At 72.8% G+C, this 15,601-nt stretch carries 9 protein-coding genes and 1 pseudogene; 7 read left to right on the top strand and 3 right to left on the bottom strand.

Annotation, left to right across the window (positions count from 1 at the left end):
* Positions 1-2: 2 nt before the first annotated feature.
* A complete protein-coding gene (locus QOL88_RS02255) occupies positions 3-1,514 on the bottom strand; it encodes an ABC transporter substrate-binding protein (protein WP_097222815.1) in 1,512 nt (503 codons plus the stop codon).
* A 206-nt stretch (positions 1,515-1,720) separates the two neighbouring features.
* Between QOL88_RS02255 and QOL88_RS02250 the strand changes: the two genes are divergently transcribed.
* From QOL88_RS02250 to QOL88_RS02240, 3 genes are all read left to right on the top strand, one after another.
* A complete protein-coding gene (locus tag QOL88_RS02250; RefSeq protein ID WP_179878741.1) occupies positions 1,721-2,656 on the top strand; it encodes an oxygenase MpaB family protein in 936 nt (311 codons plus the stop codon).
* On the top strand, positions 2,631-4,862 hold the full coding sequence (locus tag QOL88_RS02245) for a serine/threonine-protein kinase (RefSeq protein ID WP_097214833.1): 2,232 nt from the start codon (positions 2,631-2,633) through the stop codon (positions 4,860-4,862). Before QOL88_RS02250 ends, QOL88_RS02245 begins: the two co-directional genes overlap by 26 nt.
* A gap of 62 nt (positions 4,863-4,924) precedes the next feature.
* Positions 4,925-6,502: a phytoene desaturase family protein gene (locus QOL88_RS02240; RefSeq protein ID WP_179878740.1), complete on the top strand. Its 1,578-nt coding sequence runs from the start codon at positions 4,925-4,927 to the stop codon at positions 6,500-6,502.
* Between the two features lie 4 nt (positions 6,503-6,506).
* On the opposite strand, the gene QOL88_RS02235 is transcribed toward QOL88_RS02240, so the two are convergent.
* Positions 6,507-8,291, bottom strand: a complete 1,785-nt coding sequence (locus tag QOL88_RS02235) for a serine hydrolase domain-containing protein (protein ID WP_097214831.1) — start codon at positions 8,289-8,291, stop codon at positions 6,507-6,509.
* Between the two features lie 159 nt (positions 8,292-8,450).
* On the opposite strand from QOL88_RS02235, the gene QOL88_RS02230 reads away from it, so the two are divergent.
* On the top strand, positions 8,451-9,563 hold the full coding sequence (locus tag QOL88_RS02230; RefSeq protein ID WP_097214830.1) for an NAD(P)H-dependent flavin oxidoreductase: 1,113 nt from the start codon (positions 8,451-8,453) through the stop codon (positions 9,561-9,563).
* Entirely contained in the window at positions 9,560-11,110 is a 1,551-nt protein-coding gene (locus QOL88_RS02225; RefSeq protein WP_097214829.1) for an acyl-CoA synthetase, read from the top strand. The genes QOL88_RS02230 and QOL88_RS02225 overlap by 4 nt, the downstream gene beginning before the upstream one ends.
* A gap of 171 nt (positions 11,111-11,281) precedes the next feature.
* On the opposite strand, the gene QOL88_RS02220 is transcribed toward QOL88_RS02225, so the two are convergent.
* Positions 11,282-13,708 (bottom strand): penicillin acylase family protein, encoded by a 2,427-nt coding sequence (locus QOL88_RS02220; RefSeq protein ID WP_097222814.1) that lies wholly within the window; start codon positions 13,706-13,708, stop codon positions 11,282-11,284.
* A gap of 189 nt (positions 13,709-13,897) precedes the next feature.
* Between QOL88_RS02220 and QOL88_RS02215 the strand changes: the two genes are divergently transcribed.
* Together QOL88_RS02215 and QOL88_RS38760 are read left to right on the top strand one after the other, a co-directional pair.
* The gene (locus QOL88_RS02215) at positions 13,898-15,400 is read left to right on the top strand and encodes an acyl-CoA synthetase (protein WP_097214828.1); all 1,503 of its coding nucleotides are present in this window, start codon (positions 13,898-13,900) and stop codon (positions 15,398-15,400) included.
* Positions 15,401-15,439: 39 nt separating this feature from the next.
* A pseudogene (locus QOL88_RS38760) lies at positions 15,440-15,538 on the top strand (alpha/beta fold hydrolase); the annotation flags it as partial.
* Positions 15,539-15,601 lie beyond the last annotated feature (63 nt).

Raw genomic sequence — 15,601 nt, 5'->3', positions numbered from 1 at the left:
CGTTACTTCAGGTGCGTGTCGACGTCGATGAGGGACCGTTCGCGCGGGTCGAGGATCACGCCCTCGACATCGGCCGCGATGCCCTGCACGGCCTGCTCGTGGACCAGCGGCACCACGGCGTCGGTGCGCAGGATCTCCGCCTCCGCCCGCATGATCTTCTCCTGGCGGCTCCCGGTGTCCCGTTCCGCGGCGGCGGCCCGGATGGCCTTGTCCACCGCGGCGTTCTTCAGACCGGCGATGTTGTAGACGCCCTCGCTGGTGAAGTCGCTGGCGAGGTAGTCGACCGCGTCCCCGGTGTCGAGGAGCGTCACCCGGGAGAAGACGAGGGCGTCGTACTTCCCGGCGAGGAGGTCGCCCTCCATCTGCGTGTACTCGCGCACGTCCTGCTTCACGGTGAACCCGGCCTTCTCCAGCTGCTGCTGGAGCACGGCCGCGGCCTCGGGCAGCTCGGCCCGGTTGGTGTAGGTGGCCAGCCGCAGCGTCCTGCCCTTGGTGCCGGTCTTCACCTCGGCGGCGGTCGCGGCCTCGGTACGGCCCGTCACCTCGGCGCGCTTGTCGGCCGCCCAGGGGACGGCGGGCCCGAACAGGCCCTGCGCGGGGTCGGCGTAGCCGCCGAAGACGGAGTCGACCAGCGCGGAGCCGTCGACGGCCTCGCGGGCGGCGGCGCGCAGAGCGGCGTCGGTGAACAGGCCGCTGCCGGTGTTCAGGATCAGGCTGTCGGTGCGCACCGAGGGGACCTCGTGCCGGGTCTTCTCGTCGAGCAGTTTCGCCTGGGCGGTCGGGATCCACTCGGCGATGTCGGCCTCGCCACCGCGCAGCGCGTTGGCGCGGGCCGTCCCGTCCGCGACCCAGCTGACGTCGATGCCGGGCGCCTTCGCCTTGCCGCCCCAGTAGCCGTCGAAGCGGTCGAGAGTGGCTTTGCTCTTGCCGTTCAGCCGGGTGATCTCGAACGGGCCGGTGCCGGTGCCGACGGGGCTGACGGCGCCGTCCTTCGCGTACGCCTTCGCCGACAGGATCGCCAGCGCGGGGCTGGCCAGCCGCAGCGGCAGCACCGGGTCGGGCGACGTGGTGGTGAGGGTGACGGTGTCGGCGTCCTCGGCCTTGGCGGTCAGTGACACGTCGCTCAGCACGCGGGGCTTGGGCTTGGCCGTGCCGGCGTGGTCGAGCGCGTCGACGACGGCCTGGGCGGTGAGCTCGGTGCCGTCCTGGAACTCGGCCTCGCGCAGCTCGAAGGTCCAGGTGGTGGCATCGTCCTGCTTCCAGGACTTCGCCAGCGCCGGCTCGGCCGTGCCGTTCTTGTCGAGGGCGGTGAGGCCCTCGGCGACGGACAGCTTGCTCAGCACGGTGGCGTCGTTGCTGTACGGGGACAGCGCCTGCACCGGCGGCACGGCCAGCGCGACCCGCAGCCGCCCGCCCGATCCCGCGCCGGCGTCGCTGTCGCCCGGTGCGAAGCAGCCGGCCAGCAGAGGGGGGAGAGCCAGCGCCGCTATGAGGCCGCGGGAGGTCGTGCGCATGTCGGATCCTGTCGTGGAGCGGTCGGGCAGGCCGCTGCGGCCCGGTTCGGGCTTGATCGGCGACGCCAGCATATAAGGGGAGCCTTACCAAACTGTCGGTCGGGTGGGTGAAAGCTCAACGATTGGGCGGTCGCGGGCCGAACGAAGGCCCTCTCGACCTACTGTGCGAGCTGTGCCATCGTGTCCGCCGGGCGGAGGTGAGGCGCGTGACCGACGCGGATCCGGGGTTGTTCGGACCGGAATCGGTGACCTGGCAGCTGCACAGCGACCCCATGATGTGGATAGCGGGCGTCCGGGCGCTCTACCTCCAGGCCCTGCATCCCCGTGCGGTGCGCGGGGTGATGCAGAACTCCGACTTCCGGCGGGACGCCTGGGGCCGGCTGATGCGCACCGCGAGCTTCGTCGGGACGACGACGTACGGCACCACCGAGGCCGCCGAGCGCGCCGGCGCCCGGGTCCGGAAGATCCACCGCATGCTGACCGCGACCGACCCGGACACCGGCGAGCGCTACGGCGTCGACGAACCCGCCCTGCTGATGTGGGTGCACTGCGCCGAGATCGACTCGTATCTGCACGTGGCACACCGTTCCGGGCTCCGGCTCACCGGCGCCGAGGCCGACCGGTACGTGGCCGAACACCGGCAGAGCGCACGGCTCGTGGGCCTCGACCCCGACGCCGTACCGGCCGACCGAGCCGAAATGGCCCAGTACTTCGAGAGGGTGCGCCCGGACCTCGCCGCCGGACCCGAGGCACGCGAGGTGGACGACTTCCTGTTCCGCCCGCCGACGCACCCGCTCCTCGTCCCGGCGCGCGAGGTGCTGTGGCGGCGCGTGGCGCATCTGGCGTACGCCTCCCTGCCGCCGTACGCCCACGAGTTGTACGGCAGACCGGCCCCCGCTCCCGCCACCGTCACCCGCCGACTGCGCCTCGCGGGCCTCCTGCTGCGCCGCATCCCCGCACGTGTGCGCTGGCAACTCCCGCCCAAACACATTCTGCGGGCCATGGCGAGGCTCGGCCCCGACGCGCGCCCGGCACCGTACAAACTCGGACGACAGGCCGCCATACTGGGTGTGCCAGGGGGAGGGCGGACAGCTACCGGGGGGAGCGTCGCGCGACATGGGGGACAGCAGGCTCATCCATGACCGGTACCGGCTGCTCGATCTGATCGGGCGCGGCGGCATGGGCGAGGTGTGGCGGGCCCGGGACGAGTCCCTGGGCCGGCACGTCGCCGTCAAGTGCCTCAAACCGCTGGGCCCGAACCACGACCACGCCTTCACCCGGGTGCTGCGGGAGCGGTTCCGCCGCGAGGCCCGGGTGGCCGCCGCGCTGCAGCACCGGGGCATCACCGTCGTGCACGACTTCGGCGAGTCCGACGGCCTGCTCTACCTCGTCATGGAACTGCTGGACGGCCGCAACCTCAGCCAGCTCCTGGAGGACAACAAGCAGCACCCGCTGCCGGTCCCGGACGTCGTGGAGATCGCCGAGCAGGTCGCCGCCGCCCTCGCCTACTGCCATGAACAGGGCATCGTCCACCGGGACCTCAAGCCCGCGAACATCATGCGGCTCGGCGACGGCACCGTGAAGATCTGCGACTTCGGCATAGCCCGTCTCGGGCACGACATCGGCTTCACCTCCCGGCTGACCGGCACCGGCATCGCCATGGGCACCCCGCACTACATGTCCCCGGAGCAGATCAGCGGTACCGAGGTCGACCAGCGCAGCGACCTCTACTCGTTCGGGTGCGTGCTCTACGAGATCGCCACCGGCGTACCGCCGTTCGACCTCGGCGACGCCTGGGCGATCCTCGTCGGCCACCGCGACACCCCGCCCCGCCCGCCGCGCGAGCACCGCGCCGAACTGCCCGAGTACTTCGAGCGCGTCGTCCTCGACCTGCTCGCCAAGGAACCCGGGCAACGCCCCGACGACGCCCGCGAGCTGGCCCGCCGCATCAGCGCCCACCGGGGCGCGCCGGCGTACGTGACCGCCGTCGCGGCCCCCCGCCCGGGTCCCGGCGGGCCGGACGGCGCGGCCCGGCTGCCGTCCTGGACCCGCGGCATGACCACCGGCCACAAGGCGACCGGCACCGCACTGCGCACCACACCCCCGGACCCGGCGGCCGGGCTGTCCGGCGAGTGGATCGCACGTCCCGCCACCGGTCCGGTCGTCGCGGAACCCGCCCCCGCGGAGCGGGCCGCCCCGCCCACGGAGGTCCTGACCGCCCTGGCCGGCCGGCACAACGCGGGCCTGAGCCTCGGCCGGCTCGGCCGCTGGACGGAGGCGGGCGAGGTGCACCGGGGAGTCGCCGCCGAACGCGAGCACCTCCTCGGCCCCGACCACCCCGACACCCTCTCCAGCCGCTACGAGGTCGCGTTCACCCTCAGCCGCACCGGCCGCGCCGCGGACGCCCTGCGCGAGTACAAGCGCGTCACCGAGGCCAGGATCCGCACCCTCGGCGCCGATCACCCCGACACCCTGGCCGCCCGTCAGGAGATGGCCTACGTGCTCGGCCAGCTGGGCCGTGCCTTCGACGCCCACCGTGTCTACACGTCGGTGCTCACCGCCCGCGAACACCTCATGGGCCCCGACCACCCCGACACCCTGCGCTGCCGCCACAACCTCGCCTTCAACCTCAGCCGCCTCGGCCGCCTGGAGGACTCGTACCGCATGGCCCGCGAGGTGGCCGGGGCCCGCGCCCGCGTGCTCGGCCCGGACCACCCCGACACCCTTGTCACCCGCTACGAAGTGGCCTACGCCCTGGGCCAGTTGGGCCGGTGGGCCGAAGCCCTGGAGACCTACCACGAGGTCGCCGAGGCCCGTGGCCGCGCCCTCGGTGCCGACCACCCCGACACCCTCGCCGCCCGGCACGAGATCGGCATCAGCCTGGGCCGCCTCGGCCGCAGCGCGGAGGCCCTGGACCTCTACCGTGTCCTGGCCGCGGACCGCACCCGCAGCCAGGGCCCCACCCACCCCGAGACCCTGCGCGCCCGCCACGGCCGCTGCGTCAACCTCGGGCGGCTCGGCCGCTGGGAGGAGGCCCTCGCGGAATCCCGTGACGTGGCCGCCCTGCGCGACCAGGTCCTCGGCCCCGAGCACCCGGACACCCTCGTCAGCTGCCGCGAGGTCGCCGTCGGCCTCGGCTGGCTGGGCCGCTGGGCCGACGCGCTCACCGAGTACCGGCGTGTGGCCGCAGCCCGCGAACGCGTCCTCGGCGCCGACCACCCCGACACCCTCGCCAGCCGGGGCGACGAGGCCCACTGCCTGGAACAGCTCGGCCGCGGCGCCGAGGCCGTGGCCCTGTACCGAAGAGTCGCGGCCCTGCGGGAGCAGCGGGCCGCGGCGGGGCGCTGACCCCCGGGCGAGCAGCAAGGCGCCGTCTGGCCGACCCGGATCACCCCGTGTTACCAAGAACCATGACCGCACCCGAGGGACCCCGCGCACACCGGACCTACGACGCCGTCATCGTGGGCGGCGGCCACAACGGCCTGGTCGCCGCCGCCTATCTGGCCCGGGCCGGGCGTTCCGTGCTCGTCCTGGAGCGGCTGGACCACACGGGCGGCGCGGCGGTGTCCACCCGGCCCTTCGCCGGAGTCGACGCCCGGCTGTCCCGCTACTCGTACCTGGTCAGCCTGCTGCCCAAGAAGATCGTCCGGGACCTCGACCTGGACTTCCGGGTGCGCACCCGCACCGTCTCCTCCTACACACCCGCCGAGCGCGACGGCCGGCCCACCGGACTCCTCGTCGGCGGCGGCGAACGGCGTACCCGGGAGGCGTTCGCCCGGCTCACCGGCTCCGACCGCGAGTTCCGGGCCTGGCAGGAGCTCTACGGCATCACCGGCCGCGTCGCCGAGCGGATCTTCCCGACCCTCACCGAGCCGCTCCCCACCCGCGAGGAGCTGCGCCGCCGCCTCGACGACGAGGAAGCCTGGCGGGTGCTGTTCGAGGAACCGATCGGCGCCGCCGTCGAGGAGCGCTTCGAGGACGACCTGGTGCGCGGCGTCGTCCTCACCGACGCCCTCATCGGCACCTTCGCCGACGCACACGACCCCTCCCTGAAACAGAACCGCTGCTTCCTCTACCACGTGATCGGCGGCGGCACCGGCGACTGGGACGTGCCCGTCGGCGGCATGGGAGCCCTCACCGACGCGCTCGCCGACACGGCCCGCGCGGCGGGCGCCGTCCTCGCCACCGGTCACGAGGCGCTGCGCATCGCCACGGACGGCCGAACCGCCGAGGTCACCTATGGCACCGCCGACGGCGAAGGCACCGTCACCGCCCGGCACGTCCTGGTGAACGCCTCACCCCAGGCCCTGGCGGACCTGACCGGCGACCCCGCCCCGGCACCTGCCGAGGGCGCCCAGCTCAAGGTCAACATGCTGCTCGAGCGGCTGCCGCGGCTGCGCGACAGCTCCGTCGACCCGCGTGAGGCCTTCGCCGGCACCTTCCACATCGCCGAGGGCTACGAGCAACTGGCCACCGCCCACGCCCAGGCCGCCGCCGGTCACCTGCCGGCCGCGCCGCCCTCCGAGATCTACTGCCACTCGCTCACCGACCCGACCATCCTCGGACCCGACCTGGCCGAGCAGGGCTACCAGACGCTCACCCTCTTCGGCCTGCACACCCCGGCCCGCCTGTTCGAGCGGGACAACGACGCCGCGCGCGAGGACCTGCTGAAGGCGACCCTCGCCCAGCTCGACGCCCACCTGGCCGAACCGCTCGCCGACTGCCTGGCCACCGACGCCGACGGACGCCCCTGCATCGAGGCCAGGACGCCGCTCGACCTGGAGCGGGACCTCGGCCTGCCCGGCGGCAACATCTTCCACCGCGAGCTGAGCTGGCCCTACGCGCAGGAGGGCACCGGACGCTGGGGCGTGGAGACCGGGCACGCCAACGTGCTGCTGTGCGGAGCGGGCGCGGTGCGCGGGGGCGGGGTCAGCGGGGTCCCGGGACACAACGCGGCCATGGCGGTGCTGGAGAACACCCCCGGGTGACCCCTCAGTCGGCCTCCCGCGTCCACCCCACAGCCTTCAGGCGCGCCGCGTCCGCCGGGCGCGCCTCGTCGAACAGGACACCTCCGGCCGCCTCCACACGCAGCCCGTCCACGTAGCAACCGCGTCCGACGTACAGCCGGTCCGTCGCGTAGCGCCAGCGCAGGGCGAGCTCCCGCGCGGCCGGGAGGTCGGCGGTGAGCTTGTGCCAGACGCGGCCGGACCAGCCGGTGACCGAGCCCGACGGGTGCTGCTCGGGGTCCTGACCGCGGCGGGACGTCGTGAAGGGCATCGGCTGCCAGGTCGTGCCGCCGTCGGTCGTGGCCTCCAGGACCAGGCGGTCGGCCGCGGGTTCGGTGTCCCACCACAGGGCGCAGCGCAGCCGGGCCCGGCCGGCGGACGTGTCCAGGGCGGGGAGCGAGAGGGTCGCCGTGGTGGAGACCGCCATCCCGGAGAACCAGGCCGTGCGTCCCCGCGCCGGCCGCACCGGCACGGCCCGCGCCATGTTGTTCGCCGCGGCCACCCTGGGCGCCGACCCGGACCGCCAACTTCGCACCGGATGGACCGAGTTGCCGAGGACGACCAGGAACGAGTCCGTCGTCGGGTCGAGCACCAGCGAGGTGCCCGTGAAGCCGGTGTGCCCGGCGGTGCGCGGCGTGGCCATCGCGCCCATGTACCAGTGCTGGTAGAGCTCGAAGCCGAGGCCGTGCTCGTCCCCGGGGAAAGCGGTGTTGAAGTCGGTGAACATCAGCTCCACCGACTCCGGCGTCAGGATCCTGGACCGCCCGTAGACACCGCCGTTGAGCAGCGTACGGCCGAGGACCGCCAGGTCCCAGGCGTCGGAGAACACGCCCGCGTGGCCCGCGACGCCGCCCAGGCCGAAGGCGTTCTCGTCGTGCACCTCGCCCCACACCAGGCCCCGGTCCAGGCCGGACCACGGGGCGCGGGCGTCCTCCGTGGCCGCGATCTTCGGCCGCCAGGACGCGGGCGGGTTGTAGCGGGTGCGGCGCAGGCCGAGCGGCGCGGTGATCTCGTCCCGGAGCAGGACGTCCAGGGCGCGGCCCGTGATCCGTTCCAGCACGAGCTGGAGCGAGATGAGGTTCAGGTCCGAGTACAGGTACGCCGTGCCGGGCGCGCTGACCGGCTTCTCGTTCCAGATGAGCTGGAGCTTCTCCTCGTGGGTGGGCGCGCTGTACAGCGGGATCCAGGCGCGGAAGCCCGAGGTGTGGGTGAGGAGCTGGCGGATCGTGATGTCCTGCTTGCCCGCGCGTGAGAAGTCCGGCAGGTACGAGGCGACCTTCGCCTCCAGCTCCAGCGCGCCCCGCTCGATCTGCTGCACGGCGAGGATCGAGGTGAACAGCTTCGACACCGACGCGAGGTCGAAGACGGTGTCCTCGGTCATCGGGATCTGCTCGTCGGGCGGGAACTCGACGCCGGTGTCGGTCTTCTCGTCGTAGGCCCGGTAGCGCACCGCCATGCCGATGGGCCGGTGCAGGGCGACCGTGCCGCCGCGTCCGGCGAGCAGGACGGCGCCCGCGTACCAGGGGTGTTCGGGGGAGGGGGCGAGGAACGCCTCCGCGTCGGTGACGAGCCGGCGCAGGTGGGAGGAGAGCAGTCCGGCGCGTGCGGCGGAACCGTGCCGCAGGGTGGGGCGGTGGCCGGTCGTCACCGGGGACGCCCCGGCGGGCCCGGCGGGCAACGGGGCGAGTGCGAGCGCACCACCCAGGGCCAGTCCCGCTCTGCCCAGTTGACGCCGGGTCAGTTCGCCGCCGCTCGCCGCTCTGTCGGTCACCGCGTACCCCTTCGCCTCTGCCGACTCGCATGTCCCATGAAGTATGTCCGCCGCCCGCCTCCGCCCATAGACCGCGCGCGGGAACCAACCGGGTCCTGAATCTGACGGAGCATCAGAAAACCCCTTCCGTCCTCCGGGGGACTCCGGCATCCTGCGGCCATGCAGACGGAGCTGAGCCAGACATTGGGAATCGAGCACGCCGTCTTCGGCTTCACGCCGTTCCCGGCCGTCGCCGCGGCCATCAGCCGGGCCGGCGGCTTCGGCGTGCTCGGCGCGGTCCGCTACACCGACCCCGACGAGCTCACACGCGACCTGGACTGGATCGAGGCACACGTCGACGGCAGGCCGTACGGCCTGGACGTCGTGATGCCGGCGAAGAAGGTCGAGGGCGTGACGGAAGCCGACGTCGAGGCGATGATCCCCGAGGGGCACCGGCAGTTCGTCCGGGACACCCTCGCCAAGCACGGCGTGCCCGAACTCGCGGAGGGCGAGGCGACCGGCTGGCGCATCACCGGCTGGATGGAGCAGGTCGCCCGCAGCCAGCTCGACGTCGCCTTCGACTACCCGATCCGGCTCCTCGCCAACGCCCTCGGCTCCCCGCCCGCCGACGTCATCGCCCGCGCCCACGACCAGGACGTCCTCGTCGCCGCACTCGCGGGCAGCGCCCGGCACGCCCGCAAGCACCGGGACGCCGGGATCGACATCGTCGTGGCGCAGGGCTACGAGGCGGGGGGCCACACCGGCGAGATCGCCTCCATGGTGCTCACCCCCGAGGTCGTCGACGCCGTCGCCCCGATGCCCGTCCTGGCCGCCGGCGGCATCGGCAGCGGACAGCAGGTGGCCGCCGCACTCACCCTCGGCGTCCAAGGCGTGTGGCTCGGCTCCCTGTGGCTGACCACCACGGAAGCGGACCTCCACTCGCCCGCCCTGACCCGCAAACTCCTCGCGGCCGGCTCCGGCGACACCGTCCGCTCCCGTGCCCTGACCGGCAAACCGGCACGCCAGTTGCGCACCGAGTGGACCGACGCCTGGGACGACGCGGCCGGGCCCGGCACCCTGCCCATGCCCCTGCAAGGGCTGCTGGTCGCCGAGGCCGTCTCGCGCATCCAGAAGTACGAGGTCGACCCGCTGCTCGGCACCCCGGTCGGGCAGATCGTCGGCCGGATGAACAGCGAACGCAGCGTCCAGGCCGTCTTCGACGACCTCACCCGTGGCTTCGAGCAGGCCGTGGACCGCGTCAACCGCATCGCCGGAAGGAGCGGACAGTCGTGAGCACACCCCCCGTGGGCTTCTGGGCCCAGGCCGCACAGCACCCCGACCGGAAGGTGCTCGTCGCACCCGACGGCGAGGAGTGGACCGCCGGACGCCTGCACGCCGCCGCCAACCGGCTCGTGCACGGCCTGCGCGACGCCGGGCTGCAACGCGGCGACACCTTCGCCGTGGTCCTGCCCAACGGCGTCGAGTTCCTCATCGCCTATCTCGCCGCCAGCCAGGCCGGGCTCTACCTCGTCCCCGTCAACCACCACCTGGTCGGACCGGAGATCGCCTGGATCGTCTCCGACTCCGGCGCCAAGGTGCTCCTCACCCACGAGCGCTTCGCCGACGCGGCCCGCGCCGCCGCCGACGAGGCCGGCCTGCCGGGCACCCACCGGTACGCCGTGGGCACGGTCGAGGGATTCCGCCCGTACGCCGAACTCCTCGACGGACAATCGGAGTCGGCGCCCGCGGACCGCACCCTCGGCTGGGTCATGAACTACACCTCCGGCACCACCGGACGCCCCCGCGGCATCCGCCGCCCGCTGCCCGGCAAGCCCCCGGAGGAGGCGTACCTCGGCGGCTTCCTCGGCATCTTCGGCATCCGGCCGTTCGACGACAACGTGCACCTGGTGTGCTCGCCGCTCTACCACACGGCCGTCCTGCAGTTCGCCGGCGCGTCCCTGCACATCGGCCACCGGCTGGTCCTCATGGACAAGTGGACGCCCGAGGAGATGCTCCGCCTCATCGACGCCCACGGCTGCACCCACACCCATATGGTCCCCACCCAGTTCCACCGCCTGCTGGCCCTGCCCGGCGAGGTGAAGGACCGCTACGACGTCTCCTCCATGCGGCACGCCATCCACGGCGCCGCGCCCTGCCCCGACCACGTGAAGCGGGCCATGCTCGACTGGTGGGGGCCCTGTGTGGAGGAGTACTACGCGGCCAGCGAGGGCGGGGGCGCCTTCGCCACCGCCGAGGACTGGCTGAAGAAGCCCGGCACCGTCGGCAAGGCCTGGCCCATCAGCGAGCTCGCGATCTTCGACGACGACGGCAACCGGCTGCCGCCCGGTGAACTCGGCACCGTCTACATGAAGATGAACACCGGCGGCTTCTCGTACCACAGGGACGAGGCCAAGACCCGCAAGAACCGTATCGGCGACTTCTTCACCGTCGGCGACCTCGGCCACCTCGACGAGGACGGCTATCTCTTCCTGCGCGACCGCAAGATCGACCTGATCATCTCCGGCGGGGTCAACATCTACCCGGCCGAGATCGAGTCGGCCCTGCTCGCCCACCCGGCCGTCGCGGACGCCGCCGTCTTCGGCATCCCGCACGACGACTGGGGCGAGGAGGTCAAGGCGGTCGTGGAACCGGCCCCCGGACACCGGCCCGGACCCGCCCTCGCCACCGACCTCCTCGACCACTGCGCCCACCGGCTCGCCGGGTACAAGCGGCCCAGGTCCGTCGACTTCATCGCCGAGATGCCCCGTGACCCCAACGGCAAGCTGTACAAGCGGCGGTTGCGGGAGCCGTACTGGGAGGGCCGGACGCGACCGGTGTGAGGCGGCGTCGCGGCCTTGGTCGCGGAGGAGTGGGGCCGGCGTCGTCCTTCGGTCGCTGGAACGGGCCGGCCGCCGGGGCCCGGCAGAAGTGGTGCTGCGGCGGCTGATGTACGGCTCCCGCCGGGCCCGACCGGGGGTGCCGCCCCACAGGGCGGCACCCCGCGCCCAGCGTCAGCGGCGCTCGTGCACCCGCACGATCTTCAGCTTCGGCGAGGACACGATGTCCTTCTCGCAGAAGCGCGACGCCACCCACCTCTCACCGGAGAACAGCCGCGTCTGATCGGCGAAGTGCGGCGACTTCGGGTTCGACGACTGCGAGTACGTCAGCAGCGTGCGCGCCACCGGGCAGGGGCTGCCGTCCCAGCCGACCGCCTGCAGATGGCTGCTCCCGAAGGGCACCTCCGTGTAGCCGCCGCCTGCCGCGTCCCACGTCGGCTCGATCACGTTCCACACGCCGAGCCGGCCCGCGCCACCCGGCACCGGCAGGCGCTGCCCGTCGCGGACGACGAACTGGTGCGCGCCGAGCGGCGCGTCGAGCGCGATGCCCGCGCCCCGCAGCTCGGCGACCGTGTCGGCGAGAGCGGTGGAGAAGCCGGGAGCGCCCGTGTTCACGCTGTTCGGAGTGCGGACCGGGTCCGCCGCGGAGAACGGCACCTTCCACAACCGGTCGGCCGGCACGGCCTGTTCGAGCCTGCGCCAGAACCGGTCGAAGAGCAGCGCTCCCCGGCTGCCGGTGTCCATGGTGTGGTCCCACGCCTTCAGCACGCCGCAGGCGCCGGACACATCGACGGCCTTGCCGTCGCTGCCCTTCGCCGTACCGCCGGGCAGCGCGGCGCACGCCCGTGCGACGTCCCCGGCGGCGAGATCACCCGCGGGCACGCGGTTGGCGAACTGCTGCCGTTGCAGGTCCCGCACGGTCAGGCCGCCGCGGTCCGCCATCGCCGCCACGTCCTCGATCGCGCCGCGGGTGCGCGGGCTGAGCGGTGTGCCCACGGTGCCGAAGATCCGCTCGTATCCGGTGAGCGGCCGGTCGGCGTTGGTCATCCACGCGGTGCCGTTGGAGTTCTCCGCGTAGGGGGCGTCCTTCAGCGTCGGCATCCTCGCCGGACCGAAGATCCCCGGCACGACGGCGTCCGGGTCGCTGCCGAGCGCGCAGTCGCCGCGTGAGCCGTCGAGGATCGCGATCCCGGACGCCGGGTACGTGGTCCTGCCGAGTTCCGTCGAGCAGCGCCCGGCCAACTCGTCGGTGACGCGGGGGAGTACCTGGGACTGGGTGTAGAGGGAGTGCCCCGCGCGGTCGGCGGCGATCGTGTTCACCCAGGGGATGCCCTGGTGCCGGTCGAGGGAGGCGAGGACGTCGCCGGTGCTGCGTGCCTTGCTGAAGCCGAGCGAGGTGTCGGCGAAGCGCAGGTTCGCGGCGTTCGGGTCGTTGAGGGCGTACGCCGTCTTCCCGGTCCACGGCAGCGGGACCTGGGGACTGAGGGAGGTGACGACGGGGCCGTAGCGGGTCCACCACTGGGTGCGGGTGACCGGTGCGCCGTCCTTCACGGCGACCGTCACGGTCCGCTTCGTCATGCGTTCCGGCCTGCCGTCCACGAGGTACGTCGTGGGATCGGCCGGATCGAGCGTCAGCTGGTGGAAGTTGGCCGGGATGCCGGTGGAGACGGTGTGGCTCCACGCCACATGTGCGTTGAACCCGATGGAGATCGCCGGAGTGCCGAGCAGTGAGCCGCCGGAGACGTTCAGCTCGCCCGGGATCGTCTGCTGCGACTGCCAGAAGCGGCGGCCGCCGTCCCACGGGTAGTGCGGGTTGCCCAGCAGCAGGCCACGGCCGCTCGCCGCCCGGTCACCGCGGAAGGCGACCGCGTTGGAGCCCATGCCGGGGTCGCCCCAGAGCTCGTCCGCCGCCTTCGCCACGGCCTTCGCGCCGGGCGTGCGGGCGGACGGAGCACCGGAGACGGCCGTGCCTCCGGCCGGTGGTTGCGCGGTGGTGATCGTGTCCACGAACCGCCCCTCGCCGGAAATCGAGGCGATGGCCAGACCACGGGCCGTCACGTCCAGCTCGGTGACCGGCCGGACCCAGGAGGCGCCCGCACAGGCCGGATCCGTGACCTTCTGCTGCTTCAGCCACGCGTTGTAACCGGCGGCCCAGCCCCGCATCATGTTCCGGACCTCACGGCTCGGCCCCACGGGCGCCCGCTCGCCCAGCAGCTTCTGCGCGGTGCCGCTCTCACGGACCCCGCGGAAGTACAGGTCGCTGGCGAGGTTCGTCCTGGCCGCCGAGAGGTCGCCGCCGGCGGGCGCGTCGGCGCCGAAGTACCGGGACCGCTCGCCGCGCAGGGTCACGAAGCCGTCGGCGAGCGTGCACACCTCGTCGGCGGCCTGCGCCCAGCCCGTACCGAAGCCCAGGTCCGCGTAGTTCTTCGCGAGGATGTGCGGAATGCCGTACTCGGTGTAGCGGATGACGGCGGACATGCCGTCGCGGGAAGGGTGCTGCTCTGCTGGCTGGTCGGTCGTGGCGGCCGCCGCGGGTAACGCGGACGCGGCGGTGAACAGGGCCGTGGCCCCGAGGACGAGTCGTCTCAGACGACTGCGCATCATGCCCTCCAACATCGTCGAGGGAAAGGAGTGCCGAGTGTGCGAACCTGATTCGCACGTCCGTCGGTTTCATGACAGCGGACGCCGTCGACGGCGGCAGGGTTGCTCCGGGCTCCTTCGCCCGGCCCCGGCTCCCGCCCTGCCCCAGGTCCTTGACCTCATCGGGCGGTGAACCGAGGATCATGTGTCATGACGACGCCCGGACACGGCAGCACGGTTGACGGAGTCCTGCGGCGCAGCGCCCGGCGCACACCGGCGCGCGTCGCGGTGGAGTACGCCGAACGGACCTGGACGTACGACGAACTCGACACCGCCGTCTCCCGCGCGGCGAGCGTCCTCCTCGACCAGGGGCTGAGGCGCGGGGACCGGGTCGGTGCCTACGGCCACAACTCCGACGCCTACCTGATCGCCTTCCTCGCCTGCGCCCGCGCGGGTCTGGTGCACGTACCCGTCAACCAGAACCTGACCGGCGACGATCTCGCCTACATCGTCGGCCAGTCCGGCAGCGCCCTGGTCCTCACCGACCCGGACCTGGCCGCGCGACTTCCGGACGACGTGCGGACGCTGGCGCTGCGTGACGCGGACGACTCGCTGCTCGCACGGCTGCCGCAGGCGCCCGCGTACGACGGACCCGAGCCCCGCACCGAGGACCTGGTGCAACTGCTGTACACGTCCGGGACGACCGCCCTGCCCAAGGGCGCGATGATGACGCACCGGGCCTTGGTGCACGAGTACCTGAGCGCCATCACCGCCCTCGACCTCAGTGCCGGCGACCGCCCCGCGCACTCCCTGCCGCTGTACCACTCGGCGCAGATGCACGTCTTCCTGCTGCCCTATCTCGCCGTCGGCGCGACGAACATCATCCTCGACGCACCCGACGGCGACCGGCTCTTCGACCTGATCGAGGCGGGCCGCGCGGACAGCCTCTTCGCGCCGCCCACCGTCTGGATCGCCCTGTCCAACCGCCCCGACTTCGCCACCCGCGACCTGAGCGGCCTGCGCAAGGCGTACTACGGCGCGTCGATCATGCCGGTCCCGGTACTCGAACGGCTGCGGGAGCGCCTGCCCGGCCTGGCCTTCTACAACTGCTTCGGGCAGAGCGAGATCGGCCCGCTGGCCACGGTTCTCGCACCCGGCGAACACAAGGGCCGCCTCGACTCCTGCGGCAGGCCCGTCCTGTTCGTCGACGCCCGTGTGGTCGACGAGGACGGCAACGACGTCCCCGACGGCACCCCCGGCGAGATCGTCTACCGCTCTCCCCAACTGTGCGAGGGCTACTGGGACAAGCCCGAGGAGACCGCCGAGGCCTTCCGCGACGGCTGGTTCCGCTCCGGCGACCTCGCCGTACGCGACGCGCACGGCTTCTTCACGATCGTCGACCGGGTCAAGGACGTCATCAACTCCGGCGGTGTCGTCATCGCCTCCCGCCAGGTCGAGGACGCCCTGTACACCCACCCCGGCGTCGCCGAGGCCGCGGTGGTGGGCCTGCCGGACGAGCGCTGGATCGAGGTGGTGACAGCCGTGGTCGTCCCGCGCGGCGAGGTCTCGGAGACGGAACTGATCGACCACGTCCGCCAACGGCTCGCCCCCTTCAAGGCGCCGAAACGGGTGGTGTTCGTGGACGAACTCCCGCGCAACGCCAGCGGAAAGATCCTCAAGCGGGAACTCAGGAACGACCTCGGCAACGGGTAGCGCGCGCGGGCCGGAGAACCGGGTTGTGCCGGACCGGCCCCGGCGGCCGAGTTCGTGGTGCAGCCGGGAGCGGGGCACTACCCGTGGCTCGACAACCCGCAAGGGTTCACCCGGCGGGTCGCCGCCTTCTTCTCCTGACCACGGACGCCCGCGCCTCTGCTGTCGGCAGAGCGGCCCGGGCTCCCGGGGACTCTTCGCCTA

This window comes from Streptomyces sp. Ag82_O1-12, assembly GCF_900182715.1.
GTDB lineage: Bacteria > Actinomycetota > Actinomycetes > Streptomycetales > Streptomycetaceae > Streptomyces > Streptomyces massasporeus.
The sequence above is the reverse complement of the archived record's forward strand: the minus strand, read 5'-3'. Positions and strand labels throughout refer to the sequence as shown.

Bases quoted from the DNA above. Each gene is read 5' to 3' on its own strand.
- QOL88_RS02255 (WP_097222815.1), bottom strand. From the start codon at position 1,514: ATGCGCACGACCTCCCGCGGCCTCATAGCGGCGCTGGCTCTCCCCCCT.
- QOL88_RS02245 (WP_097214833.1), top strand. From the start codon at position 2,631: ATGGGGGACAGCAGGCTCATCCATGACCGGTACCGGCTGCTCGATCTG.
- QOL88_RS02240 (WP_179878740.1), top strand. From the start codon at position 4,925: ATGACCGCACCCGAGGGACCCCGCGCACACCGGACCTACGACGCCGTC.
- QOL88_RS02230 (WP_097214830.1), top strand. From the start codon at position 8,451: ATGCAGACGGAGCTGAGCCAGACATTGGGAATCGAGCACGCCGTCTTC.
- QOL88_RS02220 (WP_097222814.1), bottom strand. From the start codon at position 13,708: ATGCGCAGTCGTCTGAGACGACTCGTCCTCGGGGCCACGGCCCTGTTC.
- QOL88_RS02215 (WP_097214828.1), top strand. From the start codon at position 13,898: ATGACGACGCCCGGACACGGCAGCACGGTTGACGGAGTCCTGCGGCGC.